Source organism: Flavobacterium sp. GNP008 (assembly GCF_056428965.1).
In genome coordinates this window covers 1,060,200-1,082,056 of record NZ_JBWJVL010000001.1, presented here as the reverse complement: position 1 = coordinate 1,082,056, position 21,857 = coordinate 1,060,200, and the positions used below count along the sequence as shown (strand labels likewise).

The window sequence follows — 21,857 nt, the reverse complement described above, 5'->3', positions numbered from 1 at the left end:
ATTAATTTTCAGCAAAAATAAAACATTTTTGCTTTAAAAAGTTAACATAATGTTAAGGATATCCTTTTTCAAAATAGGAATTTTAACTTTAAATGATTTTTCTTGTTTTTTGTTAAAAACTCCTATTATTAGGTATCATATTAATTTTTTATTAATTTTTTCATAAAAAAAGTTGAAATTTTACCTTAACTCACACTCCAATTTCTTCTAAAAAAGTATTACAACAGCGTTACTTCTACAAAAAAAAGCCCTAATTACTTAAAATCAGGGCTTTTGAATCTCATATGTTCTCATGAAAAGATCAAAAAGTTTAAATTACATTAGAAATTATTAAAAACAGTGATTAAAAAAATCCTATTTATTCAATAAAAAATGGTTTAGTAAAAAAGCCGTAGAACTATCATGGCTTTTAACTGTTTTCGTGTTAATTTCTTCTAAAATTGAATTCGCTAATTGTTTACCCAATTCAACTCCCCATTGATCAAAACTAAAAATATTCCAGATAACCCCTTGTACAAAAATTTTATGTTCATAGAGCGCGATCAGAGAACCTAAAGTTTCCGGGGTAAGTTTTTGAATCAAAATAGTATTGGTAGGTTTGTTACCGGAAAAGACTTTAAAAGGCAGAAGAAATTCTGCTTTTTGTGCGGCTAACCCTTGTTGCTCAAATTCAGCTTGAACTTGCTCTTTTGATTTTCCATGCATTAACGCTTCTGTTTGTGCAAAAAAGTTAGACATTAGCTTATCATGATGATCATTATCACCGTATAAAGGGGTTACAAAACCTATAAAATCCGCTGGGATCAACTTTGTTCCTTGATGAATCAATTGAAAGAATGCGTGTTGGGCATTAGTACCCGGCTCTCCCCAGATGATAGTTCCTGTTTGATAATTTACCGGCTTCCCATCGCGACCCACGCTTTTACCATTGCTTTCCATTGTACCCTGTTGCAGGTAAGGCGCTAGTTTTTGCAGATACTGTGTATAGGGAATTAAAGCTTCGCTTTCTGCCCCAAAGAAATTATTATACCATATACTCAATAAGGCCAAAATTACTGGCATATTTGTATCAAAATCAGTGGTTTTAAAATGATCATCCATTTTATTGGCCCCTTTTAAAAGTCCATCGAAATTGTCATAACCCACCGCTAAACTTATCGTAAGTCCTACTGCACTCCATAGGGAAAACCTACCTCCAACCCAATCCCACATAGGAAAAACATTGTCAGGATTTATCCCAAAATCTGTTACTTTTTGAATATTTGTAGAAACTGCAACAAAATGCTTAGCCACATCTTCTTGTTTTGCAGACTGTAAGAACCATTTTCTGATTGTCTCAGAATTAGTTAGGGTCTCTTGTGTGGTAAATGTTTTAGAAACAATTACAAAAAGAGTAGTTTCTGGATCTAATTTATTTATGATTTCATTTACATGATCTCCATCTACATTAGAAACAAAATGAACATTTAAATGATTTTTATAGAACTCTAAAGCCTCAACAACCATAGCGGGTCCTAGATCAGAACCTCCTATCCCTATATTAACAACATCCGTGAAGAGTTTTCCTGTAAACCCTCTTCTTTCTCCTGAAGTCACTTCATCCGTGAAGGCTTTAATTTTATTTTTTACATCATACACCTCAGGAATTATATCAATTCCGTCGACAGTAGTAACTGCTGATTCATTGGCACGCAAGGCAGTATGCAATACAGCTCTATTCTCTGTTTGGTTGATGAGTGCCCCATCAAAATAATCTTTAATCGCACTTTTCAAGCCAACTTCAGTAGCCAATTCTAACAATAGTTGAATTGTTTCTTGATTGATAATATTTTTAGAATAATCGATTAAAAAATCATTCCACTTCAAATTGAATTTTTCTGTTCTCTCTCCATCTAATAAAAATAGCTCTTGCATAGAAGCTTTTTTCATCTCTAAGTAATGAATTTCAAGTTTCTTCCAAGCGCTTGTTTCTGTTGGGTTTATTGTATTTAAAGCCATTTATAAAAAAATTGTAGTAAGGTTAAAAATTTAGGCAAAAATACTCAAATTAGTTTTAATGGAAAAAGTGTTTCGAATTATATCACAATTTAACAACAAAACCACAAATTGTACCACTTTGAAATTGCCCCAAGCCCCTCATTTTCAAAAAAAATACGGTTAAGCTAGCGCTGTACAATTATAAATTAGCAACACTGTCTAATTGAAATTTTAATGGGGTGATTATTTTAATAAAACGATTTTTATTACTACCACTCATTGGCTCTCCATTAGGCAATTTAAGTTTTAGTGCATCTACTTGTCTACCGTTTTTCCAAAATCGATAACATACATGCGGTCCTGTAGCAAGACCTGTACTCCCAACTAAGCCAATAACTTGACCTTGATTGACCCGTTGTCCGCGTCTTACCAATATTTTGGACATGTGCAAGTACTGTGTCGAATACGTTCCGTTGTGTTTTACTTTTACAAAATTTCCATTTCCCGCAGTAAACCCACTTTGTTCTACAATACCCCCTGCGGTAACGGTAATGGGAGTTCCGCGAGGTGCAGCATAATCCGTTCCTTTATGTGCTTTCCAACGGTGTTGCACCGGATGAAATCGACTGGATGAAAACCGTGAGGATATTCTGCTGAATTTTATTGGTGATTTTAGAAAGAAATTTTTTAGTGTTTTCCCTTCTTCATTATAGTATTGTATTTTATCTGAATTAGGGTTCTGAGCAAAAGGAAATGCATAAATAATTTTCCCTCCATATTCAAAAAACGAAGCCTCAAGTTCCTCGACCCCATCATAAACCGTATCATTTATATACCGCTCCGTAAAAGTGATTGCAAAACGATCTCCTTTTTTAAGCTTCATGAAATCGATGGAATAGGCATAAATTTTGGCGATTTTGCTTGCTAGAGCCCCTTCAATTCTGGCATTTCCTAAAGTCTCAGACAATGATTCTTTTAAAACTCCGCCAATAGTGCGTCGTTTAATGGTAATGGGTTTGGTTTTTTTATAAACCACTAGTGCTGTATCACGGAAATCAACTACGTAATAACTTAAATTATCGGGTTGATAGATAAAAACCTCTAAATTATGTTTCTTGTTTTTAGATCGCAGGATTGTAAAAGGTTTATTTATCCTGATGCTTCTCACATCAAAACTGTCTCTTACTTTGGCAATAATATCATATACTTTTCGCTCCCCAATGTTCTGCTCTTCTAATAAGGTCCCAAAAGTATCTCCTCTTTTTATAGTATCGTGGACTACATTAAAATCAGCATATACAAATCCGAACTCACTTTTTTTAGGAACAACTTTCACTGTTTTCTCTGGCTCTATTTCCTTTTTTTTGTTACATGATATTAAAAAGAATAGTGCTATAATAACTATAAATATTTGTTTCAAACCTTGTTGTTTTTTATTCAATCTACATTTCTACTCCCCAATTGTCTAATTCATGGCTACTCCATAATTCCGGGAAGAAAATTCTTCTCTGGTATTTGGGATGCATGTATTTTTTCCAGTCACTTCCTCCAGTAGCTTCGCCATCTCCTTTCCCGCTTTGATCAATATATTTTTTTGCTGTATTCAAATGTTGCATTACCCACGTAATATTCACCGTATGATCATAATGGCGCATCGCTTGAATTAGTTCTGGATTTTTTTGATCTAATTCTGGTAATTGTTTGAATTTTTGCCAAATATTAATGGTATTGTATTCTTCCATATGGCTCAGGAACAAATTCTTATATTTTTTTTCAAACTCCTCCAATAAAAACGATTTTTTACCGGTGTGATAATCCTTACCTGCAGCTTGCCAATACAGGTGCTCTAAAGCAAAATCGTATGATGTGTTTCTATCTATTGAATCTCTATAACGGTGATCGATCAAATTTATTAGGTCAGTAGACGAAAATTCTATTAAACGGTATTGTGCACTTTGAAAACCGCTAGCAGGAGTCAGCGTATTTCTAAACTTCATGTATTGTTCTACTTCCATTCCATCACCCATAATGCTAAAAGAGGTCGTTAACATATCAAAATAACGGCTGATTCTCATTAGTCGTTCTGTAAAAAAGACCGTATTGATATTCTCACAATATGAAATTTGCTTCATTTCCCAAAGTACCATCTTAAAAATCAATTCATTCACTTGATGGTACATAATAAAAACCATTTCATCAGGAAGCGTAGTTCGTTGAATTTGAAGAGCTAACAAAGCATCTGTTTGAATATAATCCCAGTATGTAATGGGTTTTGACCACAACAATCCCTCTAACTGGGTCTCCGTTTTTTGATTTATTGCATCGTACTTAAGCTCAATTTCTTTTAAAATAGCTTCTGAATTTTCATTATTGTTCATTATTTTTTTGTTTTAAAAGGATTTTTCAACCCTTTGTATGCATCAAGATCTGCTTTAATTGAACCTACTGCCAGACTGGCTTTTATTCTTAACGGTACTTTATTATCATCATCCGAAATCCATACGGTAAGACTTTCTTGTTCTTTAAAAACCCGCCCGGATTGTACTAAAGGCCTAAAAATCATTGTAGGAACAACACCAAATTTTGTAGTTATGCTTTCTCGTCCGATAAATTTTAGTTTGAACTTTGTAGTCTCATCATCAAAAAACATATCGATTGCCACTGATTCCCCAATCTTTAACTTATCAATAGTAGGATAATTTCTTAAATAATAAAAGGTAGATAAAATATCTTGTGTGTTTTTTGGAATGTATAGCGTTTTTTCGGTCTTGTGTTTGTAATCTTTTACAACAACTTTATTGGTAGACTGATTAAAAAAGCCTTCTTGGTTTTTAGTATACCCGCCTTCATTAATTTTTCGGACAAACTGGTATGGATTTCTGGTTTCCTTATCAATATAGCTTTCATAAAGATCATCTACTTTGAAAAAAAAGCGTGACATTCCTGTTGTATAGCCTTTACCCACTACATGAAAAGTCTTTTTGTTATTGACAATTGCATCTTTTACCTCCAGGGTAGCATAACCCGCATTGACAATCCCGTAATGGATCCTAAATTTAAACCATTCCCCCACATCGTAAGCGTCCTCTTGGGGAGAATCAAAACTTACGGTAATAATCAATACAAAGAATAAGATTAGTTTTTTCATTACTTAATTTGTCAAGATACTGTCTGTAAGCAAATTTTGTTCCAAATATATTAAAACAAAAAAACTCAGTCAAATAATGACTGAGTTTTTATGCTATTAACTAACCAAAAAACTATAAACTATGAAATTTATATGAAATCAGGAAGGAAACCACCCCTTCCCTTTTTGCGAGTGCAAAGGTAGCTAACAAATTCAGTTATTTTAGTGAAAAATAAAGTTTAACACAACATTTACAAAAAAACACGCTATTCATCGATTATTTTTTCACTATCTATAAAAATAATGCTTTTTTATAACGTTCCTCGCAATTGCTGTTCTCTCTCAATTGATTCAAATAGCGCTTTAAAGTTCCCTGCACCAAAACCTTTGGCTCCCATTCTTTGTATAATTTCAAAAAACAAGGTTGGTCTGTCTTGGACCGGTTTTGTAAATATTTGCAGTAAATATCCTTCTTCATCAGCATCAACCATGATGGCTAATTTTTCAATTTCATTTAAATCCTCCTTCATCATTTTCATGTGATCGCCCAATCGCTCCGGTATTGCTTGATAATAGGTATGCGGAGGTGCCGATAAGAATTCGATTCCTCGCGCTTTAAGTTGAGATACTGTCTGGATAATATCATCGGTTGCTATTGCGATGTGCTGAATTCCAGGTCCACCATAAAAGTCAAGGTATTCCTCGATTTGTGATTTTTTCTTTCCTTCGGCAGGTTCGTTGATTGGAAATTTGATTCTTCCGTTTCCATTAGACATTACTTTACTCATCAATGCGGAATATTCCGTATTGATTTGCTTGTCATCAAAAGAAAGAAAATTCACAAATCCCATTACTTCTTCATAGAACTTCACCCAAGTGTTCATTTCGTTCCAACCCACATTTCCCACCATGTGATCAATGTATTTTAAACCGGTTGGTTCTGGATTGTAATCTGATTTCCATTCCTTATAACCTGGCAAGAAAACACCATTGTAATTTTTGCGCTCCACAAAAATATGCACGGTTTCCCCATAAGTATAAATCCCGGAACGCACTACTTCTCCATGCTCATCTTTCTCTACTGTTGGCTCCATAAAAGAGCGCGCACCCCGCTTCATGGTTTCTTCGTACGCACTAGTGGCATCTTCTACCCAAAGAGCGGCAACTTTCACGCCATCACCATGTTTTCTCAAATGCTCATGTATGGGAGAATCTTGCGTTAAGGGCGTGGTTAATACAATACGAATCTTATCTTGTTTTAAGACATACGACGTTCTGTCTCTCACTCCGGTTTCTAATCCGGCATACGCCAAGGATTGGTAACCGAAAGCTGTTTTATAATAATGTGCGGATTGTTTTGCATTTCCTACATAGAATTCTACATAGTCGGTTCCCAATAAAGGAAGGAAATCTTGTGCTCCTTCAAATATTTTTTCGAGTCCGTATTCTACTGATTTTACTTCTTTTGACATGGTATCTATTTTTTGATTCGGTATCGCTAATTCCAGAACGCCGTTGACGCTACTACAATAGATTTACACAGATTAAATTATTTAAAAAAATATTATTGATTATAATAAAGCCCAGCCCTGATGGAAACGGCATCCTTTTTCTGGCTTCTTTAGTCAGGAAAAGATAAAGTGTACAGCAGGAAATAGCTCCTGATTATTCTACCCAAGATTTATAATACTGGCCATCATCAAGTCCCATAGCCACTTCGGTTACCATTAACGGGCGGAATGTATCAACCATTACCGCTAATTCGTGGGTTTCAGTATGACCGATGCTGCGTTCCATTGCTCCTGGTGCGGGCCCATGCGGAATCCCTTTTGGATGTAATGTAATGTGCCCTTGCTCAATATTGTTGCGGCTCATAAAATCGCCATCTACGTAATACAACACCTCATCACTATCGATATTACTGTGATTATAAGGCGCCGGAATTGCTTTTGGGTGGTAATCATACAATCGCGGACAGAAGGAACAAACTACAAATGTCGAAGTTTCGAAAGTTTGATGAACCGGTGGCGGCTGGTGCACCCGACCTGTGATAGGCTCAAAATTGTGAATACTGAATCCGTAAGGGAAATTATATCCGTCCCAACCTACTACATCAAAGGGATGCGAAGCGTAAACGAATTCGTGTATCATTCCTTCTTTTTTGATTTTGATTAAAAAATCTCCTTTTTCATCGTGCGTTTCTAATTCTGTTGGCAAAATAAAGTCACGCTCGCAAAATGGAGAATGTTCCAAATGTTGACCTGATTCGTTTTTATATCTTTTAGGCGTATAAAATGGAGCAAATGATTCTACATAAAACAATCGATTTTCCGTTGTTTCAAAATCAATTTGATAGATAATTCCGCGAGGAATAATCAAGTAATCACCATATTCGAAAGGGATATTCCCCATCATGGTGCGCAATTTTCCTTTTCCTTTATGAATGAAAATCATTTCATCGGCATCGGCATTTTTATAGAAATAGTTTCGTAATGATTGCCTTGGCGCGGCTAACCCAATAGTACAATCTTTATTGACTAACATCGCTTTGCGACTGTCCAGAAAATCATCTTCCGGTTTTAGCTCAAACCCTTTTAATAATAACGATTTTATGTTTTTTCCAATGGCAATTTTCGGCTCTACCGAATAGGATTTTAGAATTTCCTTTACCTGTGTTGGTCTGTGAACGTGATATAACAAAGCGGAGTGTCCGTGAAAACCTTCTGTTCCAAAAAGTTGTTCATAATACAATCCACCATTTGGCTTTTCGAATTGCGTGTGTCTTTTTTGGGGGAAATTTCCCAATTTATGATATAAAGGCATGATTTTTTTGTTTAAAAGTGATAGTCTTAAAGTTTAAAGTTTCATCGAACTAAACTTATTTAATTAAATCAAAAAAATGCAATCTATTCGGGATTCCTCTTGATGAGAAATTGCAGATATCCTAATAAACCGCTCCAAGTTGTTTTCATGATAACAAATATCGGAATTAATATTGAAATAAATTACAATTAAAACATAAACCCAATGCTGAACCAAGTAAAGCCTTTGGGCTGTTCTGGTGACCAGGAATATTTTATCTCTACAGGGCCAATTACGGTTTCTAAACCGTATCCTACTGCATATCCTGAGTATTTTGGAATAGAGATCCAATCTACAGTCTCGAAAATCCGATCACCGATATTAGCAAAATTTGCCGAAAAATTGACATGATTTTTTTTATAAAATTCATAATCTACTGTTGCTGTAGATTTTATATAACTATTGGCAGCTACACTCAAATAATCGTATCCATACAAATATTTGAAGTTATTAAGCGGATTATATCCATACCCACCCAAAATAAAATTAAAAAAAGAAACACTTTCCTGACCAAAAGAAAACCCAGCATCCGTTTGAAATTTTACTGTTGCGTTTTTGAATAAGGAAGCTGCTACACCAAAATCAGCTTTAGCAATCGAAAAGGGTTTGAAATCACCGGTATAATTAGACGAGAGCAAATACGATTGAATATCTCCGGTAAAATACCACCCGTTTTTAGGGAAATATTTATTATCAAAAGAGTCAAATTTCATATAGCCGAAAAGACTTAGATAGTTACTATTGTCAATCGTTGGGTCAACATTGGACAATGTTTCGGATTTTATCTTTAAATATTTCAACTCAACTCCTCCTCCAATTAAAAATTTTTGAACAAATAAAGATTGAAAATAAGCTTGATTCGTGAGATCCATGAAATCCACATTGATAGAATTAATCCCTAAACCTTCTAAATTCAAACTGCTTATTTCTCTGGCAATATTTCTATTAAATTGATTGTAATTCGATTTAAAACCAAAACTTAAATTAAATCCATTTTCAATATAGTAGTCTAAATTATATCTGATATTATCTCCTAAAACAACATCAAGAGAAGCGATATCGTTTTTAAAAAGTGTTTTTTTGCGAGTCAAATTTACCAAAACACCACTTTTGAATAAATTATCATAATGCAATCCGAATTTCAAATACGTTTTTGTTCCATTTTCTGTTAAACTGATATTCAGATCTACATTCTCTTTATTTGGTTCCAATGTATACGAGATAGCACTAAAATTTTGAGTGGCATTGATATTATTAATTCCCTTTAACAAATCATCATAACAGGTCTTTGTTCCTGGTTTGAATTTTAATTTACTAATGATATACTCTTTTGTATAATTATCTAATTCATTGCTATTTATAGCTCCTATCTGCAAGCTATCCGAATAAAATTTAAGCTTAGGCTTTCGACACGGATTGGACTCATCAACAATTTTTTTTATTTGTTCATAAACCGCAAAAGTAGCTTCTTCCCCTTTTCTAATTATTTCTTTTCCTTTGTCAAAAGAAATTACACCGTATTGTGTTACATCGGGTCTGATATAAATATCGGTGTCACTCACATTTCTCTTCATTCGCTCTATAGATTGAAGATTCGTAATTTGCACTAAAATCTTAGTCGCATCCTTTAGTTGTGTCCTGTCCAATAAATCATTTTGAACATCAACACCTATAATTATATCCGCCCCTAATTTTCGTACTTCCTCAATGGGATAATTATTAACAACTCCCCCATCAACTAAGATTTTTCCATCAATTTCAACAGGAGAAAACAAAGAGGGAAATGCAGAGCTGGCAATCATCGCTTGAGCTAAATTGCCTTTGTTTAACAACACTTCTTCCCCTGTTTCTATGTTGGTACCAATACATAAAAAAGGAATTGGAAGCTGATTAAAATCCTTTACATCTCTTACATTTCTTGTTATCCTACTCAATAAGTTATAATTGTACATTCCTTTTGACAATGCCTCCGGAATTCCAATTTTCATTTTATTAAACGGCAAAACCAACGCATACAATTCGTCGTTTCTTCTTTCGTAGAAATTTTTGGAAGATCTGGGAATAAAATCATTGATTAATTCATTGAAATTTGTGGCCTGAAAAATAGAATCAATCTGATTTGCATTGTAACCCGAAGCATAAAGTCCGCCAATAACAGCTCCCATACTGGTTCCTCCAATGTAATCAATCTTGACACCTGCTTCTTCTAATACTTTCAGAACTCCTATATGAGCAAATCCTTTTGCACCACCACCACTCAAAACCAAGCCTATCTTGGGTCTTTTTTGCGCTTGTGAAAAAACCGTTAAGCTGCTTAAAACAATCAGTAATAGTGTGATTTTCTTCATAAACAGCAATTTATTCCGTCATCAAATGCGGGTGTATTAATTTTCGTTTGTGGCCTTGTAAAATTCGGTAATTTTTTTGGCTTTTGATATACCTATAACGTCAGAAATTTCTTTTTCTGTCGCTAACTTTAATCTTTTAACACTTTTAAAGTGTTGGATTAAGGCTAACATCGTCTTTTCACCAATACCGGGAATGCTTTCAATGGAAGAGTTTAATGCTGCCTTACTCCTTTTATCTCTGTGATGTGTAATCCCAAATCGGTGCGCTTCATTCCGCAATTGCTGGATTATTTTGAGTGTCTCTGATTTTTTATCTAAATACAACGGAATAGAATCACCCGGATAAAACAACTCTTCCAGTCTTTTGGCAATACCAATTATAGCAATCTTTCCTCGCAAACCCAATTCATCAAGGCTTTTCAGTGCTGCTGATAATTGTCCTTTTCCTCCGTCAATAATGATTAAATTAGGTAAGGGTTCTTTTTCGTCCAGCAATCGTTTGTATCGTCTATAAACTACCTCGGTCATCGAAGCAAAATCATCCGGCCCTTCAACCGTTTTAATATTAAAATGACGGTAATCCTTCTTACTAGGTTTTCCATCTTTAAAAACCACACAAGCCGAAACAGGATTCGTTCCTTGAATGTTCGAGTTATCAAAACATTCGATATGCCTTGGCTCTACCGGCAAACGCAAGTCTTTTTGCATTTGAGCCATAATCCTTTTTGTATGGCGATCCGGATCTACAATTTGCAATTGTTTCAGTTGTTCGATTCGGTAAAACTTTGCGTTTCGAATGGACAAATCCAAAATTTGCTTTTTGTCCCCTAGCTGCGGAACGGTAATTTTTATATGTTCCCCTAAATCTACGTGAAACGGAACGATAACTTCACGAGACAGCAATTGAAAACGTTCACGTAACTCGACAATCGCCAATTCTAGTAATTCTTCATCGGGTTCATCCAATTTCTTTTTGATTTCCATCGTGTGCGAACGAATAATCGAACCATGAGAAATTTGCAGAAAATTTACATAGGCCGCACTTTCATCCGAGACAATTGAAAATACATCAATATTCGTAATTTTTGGATTTACAATCGTAGAGCGTGATTGGTAATTTTCGAGAACTTCTATTTTCTCTTTAATTTTTTGGGCTTCTTCAAAATGCATATCGGCTGCCAGATTCGTCATGACCCGTTTGAAATCCTTCATACTTTCTTTGAAATTTCCTTTCAGGATTTCGCGAATGGCATCCACCTGCTTTTGATAATTTTCTAAAGTTTCTAATCCTTCACAAGGCCCCATGCAATTACCAATGTGGTATTCGAGACACACCTTAAATTTTCCACTTTCGATATTGCTTTTACTTAAATCATAATTACAACTCCGTAACGGATACAACTCTTTGATGAGTTCTAAGATAGTGCTGACGGTTTTGAAACTGGTATACGGCCCAAAATATTCCGACCCGTCTTTGACCATTCTTCGGGTGGCAAATATCCGAGAAAAAGGTTCTTTCTTGATACACAACCAAGGATAACTTTTATCATCCCGCAACAACACGTTGTAACGGGGCTGCAGGGTTTTTATCAGGTTATTTTCTAGTAACAGCGCATCGGTTTCCGTAGGAACCACGATGTGCTTTATGGTTACAATTTTCTTTACGAGCACATTGGTTTTGGCCGTATCGTGAATTTTATTGAAATAAGAAGAAACTCTTTTTTTTAAATTTTTGGCTTTACCCACATACAAAATTTTCCCTTCCTTGTCGTAATATTGGTATACGCCGGGCCCATCCGGTAATGTTTGAATTTGAAGCACTAAAGTAGTTGGATTCATGTAACAAAGTTAATCTCAAAAATCACGAAATACAAATCAATACTCTTGAAATCTTTCTGCCGAAATTTTTATCAGAATTGTAGTTTCTAATTCGTTATTATCGTTATTTTTATGGTTTCAAGAACCTATGATAAAAACCAATACCACACCAATCGTAATTTTCGGCGAAAGCATTGTTCCCGGCGAAAGCAAAACCATCAATGTCGAAATTGCCCGATTACACACCACCACAAAACTAAACATCCCCGTTATTGTAAGACGCTCTAAAATTGATGGCCCGGTCGTGCTTTTCTCTGCAGGAATTCATGGAGATGAAATTAACGGTGTAGAAATCGTTCGGCAATTGATCAGCAAGAAAATAAACAGACCAAAAAAAGGCACAATTATTTGTATTCCTATCATAAACGTATATGGATTTGTCAATAAATCCAGGGAATTTCCTGACGGCCGGGATTTAAATCGGGTTTTTCCGGGTAGCAAAACCGGATCATTAGCCAGTAGATTTGCCTTTCATATTTTAACAGAGATTATGCCAATTGTACAATATGCTGTAGATTTTCATGCTGGTGGTGCCAGTCGATTCAATGCGCCACAAATTCGTCTTACCCAGAACAATGAACAATTAAAAATATTAGCCGATGTTTTTAATGCTCCGTTTACGTTGTATTCCAAAAACATTTCAGGTTCTTTCCGAAGTTCCAGTGAAAAAATGAATGTAAAAATGCTGCTTTTTGAGGGCGGTAAATCACTTGATATTAATAATTTCGTTGCTGACGAAGGAGTTAATGGTGCAAAACGCCTGTTGTCTCATCTTGGTATGTTAGATCCAAAACATATCGTTATGAAACCAAAATCGCCGTCAATCTATATTGAAAAATCAGGTTGGATTAGAGCCAAGTGCTCCGGATTATTGCACGATTATAATACTATTGGTAATTTTGTACAAAAGGGAACAATTCTAGCTACTATAACCGATCCCTATGGGAAGTTTGAGCGAAAAGTTAAAGCGCCAAATGATGGTTACGTAATCAACGCCAATCATTCTCCTATTGTTTATGAGGGTGATGCTATTTACCACCTGTCAAACACTAATGAAGAAGATGAAGAATAAAACAGCCTTACGAAAAAAATACAAAGCCTTACGAAATTCCCTTTCTGAAAATGAAATTGACGAATTGAGCTTAGCGGTCTCCAATACACTACTAAAACTTCCCATTTGGGATAAAACGTACTTTCATATTTTCCTTCCCATTATGGAACATAAGGAAGTCAACACCGAATATGTTTTGCACGTATTATCGGGAAAAGACAAGGAAATTCTGGTTTCGAAAGCTGATTTCACGACCCGTAACATGACTCATTTCCTATTGACAGACAATACTCGAATACAAAAAAACGAATACAATATTCCGGAACCTGTAGATGGAATTGAAGTGCCTTCAACTAAAATTGAGGTAGTTTTTGTACCACTTTTGGCTTTCGATAAAAAAGGACATCGCGTGGGGTATGGCATGGGGTTTTATGATACCTTTTTATCTAAATGCAAACCCGATATAATCAAGGTAGGGCTTTCGCTATTTGAACCAGAAGAACTAATTACCGATATTTTTGAAGGTGATGTAAAGCTAGATTATTGTGTGACACCCGATTCCATTCACTCCTTTAAATTTTGAATTCGTACTTTCGCAACCGATAAAACCTAAATAAGTTATGAGAACATTTAAAAATTCAAGATTTGCCGTATCCCTTATGGTAATTCTATTTGCAGTTTCATTATCAAACTGCAGCATTCGTACTGGAACTAGCAGATCAACCTATAACGCTAAAAAACTTCCACCTGGACAAGCTAAAAAAATATATGGCGGCAAAAGTGCCAAACGTTATGCTCCAGGACAAAACAAACATTAATCTAAAAGACCTATTTCTATCCTGAAATAGGTCTTTTTTATTTTATAAATTTCTGATTGAAAAATTTATGCCGTTTTATGATGAAATGCTTTATTATTGAAAAAAATCAAAATACCAACCCCTGTTGAAATGGCAACATCCGCTATATTAAAAATAGCGTTAAAAAAAGTAAATTCTCTTCCGCCCCAAATGGGTAGCCAGCTTGGTAAATTTCCATGCCAAAAAGGAAAGTAAAACATATCGACTACTTTACCGTGAAACCAGGTTCCATAAGGCTGATCAGAGAACAAAGTCGCTAGTTGCTGTTGACTATCATCAAAAATAACTCCGTAAAAAACAGAGTCTATAATGTTGCCAAATGCACCGGCAAGAATTAATGAAATAGCTACAATCAAGTAATTCGAACTGTGTTTTCTCTCAACAGAGTCCCACAACCAGTATCCTATTCCAGCTACTGCAACCAGTCTAAACAAGGTTAGGACTAACTTGCCATAAGCACCTGGAATTTCAGTACCCCATGCCATCCCCTCATTTTCTATGAATAAGATTTTGAACCATTTGAACACTTCAACTTCTTCTCCTAAAATAAAATTAGTTTTAATGTATATTTTTGAAACTTGATCAACAAGCAATAGAATAAAAATAAGGAGATACGCTTTTCGTAATGACATTTTATAAATTTTAGTGGCGCAAAAATAGCAATTTAATCAAAAAAAACGCTCCCAATGGAGCGTTAAATAGTGTTTAACAAAGGGATTATCGTTGCAGGTTTTTCGCTTCGATACTCATTGTGGCGTGAGGAACAATTTTCAATCTTTCTTTTCCAATTAATTTGCCTGTAACTTTACAAATTCCGTACGTCTTATTCTCAACACGGAACAGAGCATTTTTCAAATCACGGATAAACTTTTCCTGACGAATCGCCAGTTGCGAGTTTGCTTCTTTAGACATCGTTTCGCTCCCTTCTTCAAAAGCTTTAAATGTTGGTGATGTATCATCAGTTCCATTATTTAAATCATTCATATAGGCACTTTTTATCAAATCTAAATCTAATTGTGCTTTTTGAATTTTACCAAGGATTATCTCTTTGAACTCTGCTAAATCAGCTTCTGAGTATTTTGCAATTTCATCTACCATTTTTATATTATTTTGAAATTAATATCATTGTTTTTATATCATCAAATTCTATCTCTGTACCGTTTTCAATTTCATCGACAAAAACCAAATGATTGGTTAATGTTTCTGATTTTATATACGCTTCATTTTTAATAATTGCCTCTTCTAAAGACCCATTTCTTTTCAGCTGAACTTTAATTTTGTCCGTAACTTCAAATCCTGAATCTTTACGAATATTCTGAATTCTGTTTACCAATTCTCTTGCAATACCCTCTTGTTTCAATGCTGGAGAAATTGTTATATCAAGCGCAACCGTTATGCCATTTGAGTTGGCTACCAGCCAACCTTCAATATCTTGTGAAGTTATTTCAACGTCTTCTAAAGTTAAAGTTACGTTATTTCCTGCAATTATAACATCCAGACTTCCTTTCTTATCCAATTGACTTATCTGAGCTACTGTGAAACCTTGTATCTCTCTGGAAACCAATCCCATATCTTTACCAAAACGGGGTCCTAGCGCTTTAAAATTAGGTTTGACTTGTTTTACCAAAACTCCTGAGGCATCGTCCAAAAGCACTATCTCTTTCACGTTAACTTCTGCTTTTATGAGATCAGAAACCGCCTCTATTTCAGCCCTTTGATTCTCATCAAGTACCGGAATCATTACCTTTTGCAAGGGTTGACGTACCTTTATCATTTCCTTTTTTCGAAGTGACAAAACCAAAGATGAAATGGTCTGCGCCTTCTGCATTTTGCTCTCTAACATTTTATTAACATAGTTTTCAACCGAAATTGGAAACTCCGCCAAATGTACACTGTCATATTTTTCTGACTGTGTTGCTAACGTTAAGTCTCTGTAAAGTTTGTCCATGAAGAAAGGCGCAATAGGCGCACCCAATTTACTTATGGTTAACAAACAGGTATACAAGGTTTGATACGCAGCGATTTTATCTTGTGCATATTCCCCCTTCCAGAAGCGTCTCCTGCACAAACGAACGTACCAGTTGCTCAAGTTTTCCTGTACAAATTCAGAAATGGCACGAGCGGCTTTAGTAGGCTCATAATCCGCATAAAAACCATCCACTTCTTGTATCAAAGTGTTCAATTCAGAAATGATCCATTGATCAATTTCCGGTCTTTCACTTAATGGAATCTCCGCTTCTTCGTATTTGAATCCATCAATATTCGCATATAAGCTAAAAAACGAGTACGTGTTGTATAGTGTTCCAAAGAATTTTCTACGTACCTCAGCAATTCCCTCTAAATCAAATTTCAAGTTGTCCCAAGGATTCGCATTCGCTATCATGTACCAACGCGTCGCATCTGGGCCGTATTCCTTTAATGTTTCGAATGGATCTGCTGCATTCCCAAGACGTTTAGACATTTTTTGTCCATTTTTGTCCAAAACCAATCCGTTAGAAACCACATTTTTATAGGCTACTTTATCAAAAACTAAGGTCCCAATAGCATGCAAGGTATAAAACCAACCACGCGTTTGATCGACTCCTTCAGCAATAAAATCCGCTGGAAAATCCTTATTCTCGTCAATTTTATCTTTGTTTTCAAAAGGGTAATGCCATTGTGCATAGGGCATAGAACCTGAATCAAACCAAACATCAATCAAATCAGCTTCTCGCGTCATTGGTTTTCCGGATGCAGAAACCAAAGTAATTTCGTCAACTACATTTTTATGCAAGTCCACTAAATCGTAGTTTTCTTCTGCCATATTCCCTATTTCAAACCCTTTGAAAGGATTTTGATTTTGAAAACCAGCTGCAATTGATTTTTCGATTTCGTTGTATAATTCTTCAACAGAACCGATTAAGATTTCTTCTTGTTTGTCTTCGGTTCTCCAGATTGGCAATGGAATTCCCCAAAATCTGGATCGTGATAAATTCCAGTCATTGGCATTTTTTAACCAATTTCCAAAACGTCCTTCTCCGGTTGCTTTTGGCTTCCAGTTGATGGTTTCGTTCAAGTCAAACATTCTATCTTTAACTTCCGAGATTTTTATAAACCAAGAATCCAGTGGATAATATAAAATAGGCTTGTCTGTTCTCCAGCAATGTGGATAACTGTGGACATATTTCTCTACTTTAAATGCTCGGTTTTCTTCTTTCAATCGAATGGCGATTTCAACATCTACAGACCGTTCTGGCGCTTCACCGTCGTTGTAATATTCATTTTTTACGTATTTACCAGCATATTCTCCCACATGTGAGGTGAATTTCCCTTGTAAATCTACTAACGGAACCGGAGTTCCATTTTCGTCCAGAACTAACATTGGCGGGATCTCTGGCGTAGCTTCTTTAGCTACCTTGGCATCATCAGCACCAAAAGTAGGCGATGTGTGCACAATTCCTGTTCCATCTTCGGTGGTTACAAAATCTCCAGAAATTACTCTAAAAGCATTTTCAGCATTTTGATACGGCAGCACTAATGGCATTAATTGTTCGTAACGAATATCAACTAAATCCGCTCCTTTGCATTCCGCCAAAACCTGATACGGAATTTTCTTATCGCCTTCTTTGAAGTTTTCAAAATCAGCAGGTTCACTACTTTCGAAGAACCCTTTCCCAAACTGTTTGGCTACTAATTTCTTAGCCAAAATCAATGTTGCCGGACGGAACGTATATTGATTGAATGTTTTTACTAAAGCATATTCAATTTTTGGACCTACAGTCAAAGCCGTATTACTTGGCAATGTCCAAGGCGTTGTGGTCCATGCTAGGATAAAGATTTCCTCTAAATCCAAAACTTCTAACTTATACTGTACTAAATTATGAGAACTGATGTAATCATAAAACTTAGAGAACAATAACTCTTTATGCGCATCAATCACTTTAAATTGTGCCACAACAGTCGTATCTGTCACATCTCTATAACTTCCCGGTTGGTTTACTTCATGAGAAGATAATCCTGTGCCTGCTTTTGGAGAATACGGCTGAATGGTATAGCCTTTGTACATCAAATCCTTATTGTAGATTTGTTTCAAAATCCACCAAACCGTTTCCATGTATTTGGATTTATAGGTCACGTATGGATCTTCCATATCCACCCAATAGCCCATTTTTTCAGTCAAATCATTCCATACGTCTGTGTAACGCATTACGGTTTTTTTACACGCTTCGTTGTATTCTTCGATGGAAATGGTTTTTCCTATATCTTCTTTGGTAATTCCTAATTCTTTTTCAGTACCCAGTTCCACAGGTAAACCGTGGGTATCCCAGCCCGCTTTGCGCTTCACTTGAAACCCTTTTTGAGTTTTATACCTGCAAAAAATATCTTTAATAGCACGTGCCATTACGTGGTGAATTCCTGGCAATCCATTTGCCGAAGGCGGCCCTTCAAAAAATACGAATGGGGTGTTTCCTTCACGAGTGGTTACGCTTTTCTCGAATATGTTTTCTTTCTTCCAAAAATCCAGAACTTCTGACGCCACAGTTGGTAAGTCAAGTCCTTTGTATTCAGTAAATTTTGTGCTCATTTTATCCTTTTCTAAATCGAATTGCGAAAGTAATAAATAGTTATGAGTAATGAGTAATGCGCGACGAATTTTTGCGTGAGAGCGTAACGGAATCCTTTATGGTGATTCAAAGGAGTGAAAACTTAAATAAAGACCACCAACGAAGTAAAATAGCTGCAAATATTTTTTAATCCCGAACAAAAAATAATCCATAAACTAGTCCTAAAAAACGCTCTAAAACAAATAAAAAGCATCTAGAATTCAAGATTCAGGATGCTTTTTAGAAAACTTACATTAAGCTATTGTTGTAAAAGCCAAACTATTTAAGTGCCTTTTTTAATTCCGCTGCAGCTTGCAACAACGCTGATTTTGTGCCGGGAATTGTACTTATTGCATTTAATAAACCCCAATCGTGGATCATTCCATTGTAACGAGTTGCTGTGACTTTTACTCCTGCTTCATCTAATTTACGGGCATACGCCTCTCCTTCATCTCTTAGAATATCATTTTCGGCAGTTTGTACTAATGCGGGTGGCAATCCTTTTAACTGGTTGGTAGTCGCTAGTAAAGGGGAAGCATAAATTTCTTTACGCTGTTTAGGATCTGTTGTGTAATTATCCCACATCCACATCATTAAGTTCTTAGTCAGGAATCGGTCTTTGCCAAATAAATTATAAGATTCTGTTTCAAAATTAGCATTGGTTACAGGCCAAAATAAAACTTGTAATTTAATCTCTGGTCCTTTTTTATCTTTAGCCATCAGTGCAACAACAGTAGCCATATTTCCTCCAACGCTGTTTCCTGCAACCGCTAGGCGTTTTCCATCAACACCAATTTCTTTCCCATGTGCTGCTACCCATTTTGTTGCGTTATAGGCTTGAGTAATGGCAACAGGGTAATGTGCTTCTGGAGAGGGTGTGTAATTTACAAAAACGGCTACCGCACCAGAGGCAACCACTAAATCACGTACCATTCGTTGATGTGTAGGGAAATCGCCCAGCACCCAGCCACCACCATGAAAAAACATAAAGACAGGTAATGTCCCTTTTGCATTTTCTGGCTTCACTATATTTATTTTAATGCTTTCTCCGCTCTCAACAATTGTCTTTTCAGTAACAGTTATACCAGACATATCAACCTTAACAGATGCTTGAGCACCTACAAGCACTTTTCTAGCTTCGACAGGAGACAATTGCTCTAATGGCTTTCCTGTTCCCGAATTTAGCACTTTAAGAAACCCTCTAATATTGCTTTCAATGTTAGGATCCTGTGAAGCATCTTTTGTTTGTGCAGACACTTCACTAGAAAAAGCAATGGCTAACAATAATGTTCCTACTTTTTTGAATTTTGATTTCATTTGATCTTTTTTTAATTTAAAGGTATAATTAAACTCTGTAGGTGAATTCAAAAAAATGAGACGTGCTATTTAACAAATTACTCTTTAAGATATAGCCTTTTAAAACGCGACTAACAATATATTAGCAAGTTTACTTTAAAAGACTCGGGTAGTCAAAATTTTGATTTTCAGTAGGTTAAAAATGAAAAAAATTACTTATTTATATCAAATATAGTAAATAATTATTTGAGAATTTTAAAATTTATAAGTTCTTTAATAGCATTTTTAATAGTAAGCTAAATCAGAAAAAATAGTACTAATTCTTGACTGTCTGAACTATGTACGGTTTCTTATCAACTTGTAGTTATTACCTATTATTTTTCATCGCCTTCTAACTCAAAGAAATCATTAACCGATTTTTCAAATAACTTTGATAATTTTAGGGCAAGAACTGTTGATGGCACAAACCGATTGGTTTCAATTGAATTTATCGTTTGTCTAGAAACCCCTATTTTCTCTGCCAATTCCTCTTGAGTTAAATTTAAAATGGCGCGTTCTACTTTTAGTCTATTCTTCATTATACGCTTTTTTTAACTTACGGAAAGTAAGAATTTGCATGAACAATAAAAACCCAAATATTGGAATATCCTTAACACCTTCCATTTTTGGGGCATCAGAAAAACTAAAGGAAATTATATAATTAACAAATGGCAGTGATAAATAGCCTAATACCGTTCCAATAACAGCGTAATGGTAGGATTGCATCCTAATCTTTGCGATTAACTCATCTTCTACTTTTTCCTTAGAAATTGCAATCATGAGCAAACTTAAAATAGCTAGAGTCGAACCTATCCTTTGAAATAAATCTTGGTGTTTACTATTTTCTAAATAGATTGAAATAAGTGGAACAGAAAAGAATGACATAACAAACAATATTAATCCAATAATTTTAAATCTGTTGGGTAATTGATAACCTGTAAACTTATCAATTTTTTCAATATCTCCTTCTTGTTTTGCTTTTGGTTCCATAAAGTTAAGTAGTTAAAGCTTGCTTTCCATAAAGGACAATAAACTTGATTAAAAGACAAATATACTTTACTTTTTGATACAAAAATAAATTATGAAGAAATTTTTTCCACCTATGAAAAAACTTCTTTCAAAACGTCTAATGATTTTGGTTTTTTAAAGCCGTCCAAGTGAAAACTGTAGTAATCGATTAGAATTCGTAAAACGATTTGTCTTTCGATGACGTGGAATGTTTTTTGATTGGTATCGAATTTTAGGTCAATCAGTTTTTTGAACAAATTACTTTCATGTTCCGTGAGCGAACTGATGGCATGAAAAGGGGTAAAAATACCTTCGGTCATTTCGAAAAAAGGCATGTCCATGTCAGAAATATCAGGATAAAAACCCAAATATTTTGTGGTTTCCAATAGTAAAATGAGATGAAAATTGGCAATTTCATCATGATTATCGAGCCAATGCAATGCCGTTTCCAGAAAAGTAAAAAGATGCTCGTTCGTTTCTTCTTCGTGAATGGAATGGTGCAGCATTTCAGAAATAAACATTACGATTGTGCTTTTATAAATATCCGAATGTATTGAATGGAAAGGTTCGGCAATTTTTATCTCTTTGAAGTTTTCTAAAGTGCCTTTGTTTTTATGAACCGCTTCAATTTCGAGAATGGTCAACGGTTGAAAATACGCGATTTTTTGATTGGATTTTCTGGAGGAAAAAGCATCTCGAACAAAATAGGATTTTAAACCATGCGACAACGTAAAACATTTTACAATCAAGCTTTTTTCTTGAAATTTTAAAGACGAAATGACGATGGCTTTGGTTTTTACGAGCACAGTTTTAATTTAAAGATTGAAAAAT

Annotated in this window: 18 protein-coding genes; 3 read left to right on the top strand and 15 right to left on the bottom strand. The window is 35.2% G+C overall.

The genetic code is table 11. The features are described from left to right. Positions 1-354: 354 nt before the first annotated feature. The 8 genes from pgi to uvrC all read right to left on the bottom strand — a co-directional run bounded on the left by pgi (position 355) and on the right by uvrC (position 12,153). Complete coding sequence (gene pgi / locus AC0608_RS04855) at positions 355-1,998, bottom strand: glucose-6-phosphate isomerase (RefSeq protein ID WP_478288311.1); 1,644 nt, start codon at positions 1,996-1,998, stop codon at positions 355-357. 178 nt (positions 1,999-2,176) lie between these two features. Next, positions 2,177-3,397, bottom strand: a complete 1,221-nt coding sequence (locus AC0608_RS04850) for a M23 family metallopeptidase (RefSeq protein WP_478288310.1) — start codon at positions 3,395-3,397, stop codon at positions 2,177-2,179. Between the two features lie 22 nt (positions 3,398-3,419). Continuing rightward, positions 3,420-4,355: a tryptophan 2,3-dioxygenase family protein gene (locus tag AC0608_RS04845; RefSeq protein ID WP_478288309.1), complete on the bottom strand. Its 936-nt coding sequence runs from the start codon at positions 4,353-4,355 to the stop codon at positions 3,420-3,422. Continuing rightward, positions 4,355-5,125, bottom strand: a complete 771-nt coding sequence (locus tag AC0608_RS04840; RefSeq protein ID WP_417959168.1) for a DUF3108 domain-containing protein — start codon at positions 5,123-5,125, stop codon at positions 4,355-4,357. The genes AC0608_RS04845 and AC0608_RS04840 overlap by 1 nt, the downstream gene beginning before the upstream one ends. A gap of 290 nt (positions 5,126-5,415) precedes the next feature. Then, positions 5,416-6,576 (bottom strand): 4-hydroxyphenylpyruvate dioxygenase, encoded by a 1,161-nt coding sequence (hppD, locus tag AC0608_RS04835; RefSeq protein ID WP_417959167.1) that lies wholly within the window; start codon positions 6,574-6,576, stop codon positions 5,416-5,418. A gap of 193 nt (positions 6,577-6,769) precedes the next feature. Beyond that, the gene (locus AC0608_RS04830) at positions 6,770-7,927 is read right to left on the bottom strand and encodes a homogentisate 1,2-dioxygenase (protein ID WP_417959166.1); all 1,158 of its coding nucleotides are present in this window, start codon (positions 7,925-7,927) and stop codon (positions 6,770-6,772) included. 188 nt (positions 7,928-8,115) lie between these two features. Beyond that, positions 8,116-10,314 (bottom strand): patatin-like phospholipase family protein, encoded by a 2,199-nt coding sequence (locus AC0608_RS04825; protein ID WP_478288308.1) that lies wholly within the window; start codon positions 10,312-10,314, stop codon positions 8,116-8,118. Between the two features lie 36 nt (positions 10,315-10,350). Further along, the gene (gene uvrC / locus AC0608_RS04820) at positions 10,351-12,153 is read right to left on the bottom strand and encodes an excinuclease ABC subunit UvrC (RefSeq protein WP_478288307.1); all 1,803 of its coding nucleotides are present in this window, start codon (positions 12,151-12,153) and stop codon (positions 10,351-10,353) included. Positions 12,154-12,280: 127 nt separating this feature from the next. On the opposite strand from uvrC, the gene AC0608_RS04815 reads away from it, so the two are divergent. The 3 genes from AC0608_RS04815 to AC0608_RS04805 are packed head-to-tail and all read left to right on the top strand — an operon-like array spanning position 12,281 to position 14,061. Further along, a complete protein-coding gene (locus tag AC0608_RS04815) occupies positions 12,281-13,264 on the top strand; it encodes a succinylglutamate desuccinylase/aspartoacylase family protein (protein WP_417959163.1) in 984 nt (327 codons plus the stop codon). Then, positions 13,254-13,826, top strand: a complete 573-nt coding sequence (locus AC0608_RS04810) for a 5-formyltetrahydrofolate cyclo-ligase (RefSeq protein ID WP_478288306.1) — start codon at positions 13,254-13,256, stop codon at positions 13,824-13,826. The genes AC0608_RS04815 and AC0608_RS04810 overlap by 11 nt, the downstream gene beginning before the upstream one ends. Positions 13,827-13,863: 37 nt before the next feature. After that, on the top strand, positions 13,864-14,061 hold the full coding sequence (locus AC0608_RS04805) for a hypothetical protein (protein ID WP_417959161.1): 198 nt from the start codon (positions 13,864-13,866) through the stop codon (positions 14,059-14,061). A 65-nt stretch (positions 14,062-14,126) separates the two neighbouring features. Here the strand turns inward: AC0608_RS04805 and AC0608_RS04800 are convergent, their stop codons facing one another. From AC0608_RS04800 to recO, 7 genes are all read right to left on the bottom strand, one after another. Beyond that, complete coding sequence (locus AC0608_RS04800; protein WP_417959160.1) at positions 14,127-14,732, bottom strand: lipoprotein signal peptidase; 606 nt, start codon at positions 14,730-14,732, stop codon at positions 14,127-14,129. A gap of 85 nt (positions 14,733-14,817) precedes the next feature. After that, positions 14,818-15,198 (bottom strand): TraR/DksA family transcriptional regulator, encoded by a 381-nt coding sequence (locus tag AC0608_RS04795; RefSeq protein WP_417989745.1) that lies wholly within the window; start codon positions 15,196-15,198, stop codon positions 14,818-14,820. A 7-nt stretch (positions 15,199-15,205) separates the two neighbouring features. After that, complete coding sequence (ileS, locus tag AC0608_RS04790; RefSeq protein WP_417989744.1) at positions 15,206-18,664, bottom strand: isoleucine--tRNA ligase; 3,459 nt, start codon at positions 18,662-18,664, stop codon at positions 15,206-15,208. 298 nt (positions 18,665-18,962) lie between these two features. After that, complete coding sequence (locus AC0608_RS04785) at positions 18,963-20,000, bottom strand: alpha/beta hydrolase (protein ID WP_478288305.1); 1,038 nt, start codon at positions 19,998-20,000, stop codon at positions 18,963-18,965. A 353-nt stretch (positions 20,001-20,353) separates the two neighbouring features. After that, a complete protein-coding gene (locus tag AC0608_RS04780; RefSeq protein WP_417959155.1) occupies positions 20,354-20,557 on the bottom strand; it encodes a helix-turn-helix transcriptional regulator in 204 nt (67 codons plus the stop codon). Next, positions 20,547-21,008 (bottom strand): hypothetical protein, encoded by a 462-nt coding sequence (locus AC0608_RS04775; protein WP_417989742.1) that lies wholly within the window; start codon positions 21,006-21,008, stop codon positions 20,547-20,549. The genes AC0608_RS04780 and AC0608_RS04775 overlap by 11 nt, the downstream gene beginning before the upstream one ends. 110 nt (positions 21,009-21,118) lie before the next feature. Then, the gene (recO, locus tag AC0608_RS04770; RefSeq protein WP_417959153.1) at positions 21,119-21,832 is read right to left on the bottom strand and encodes a DNA repair protein RecO; all 714 of its coding nucleotides are present in this window, start codon (positions 21,830-21,832) and stop codon (positions 21,119-21,121) included. Between the last annotated feature and the right edge of the window lie 25 nt (positions 21,833-21,857).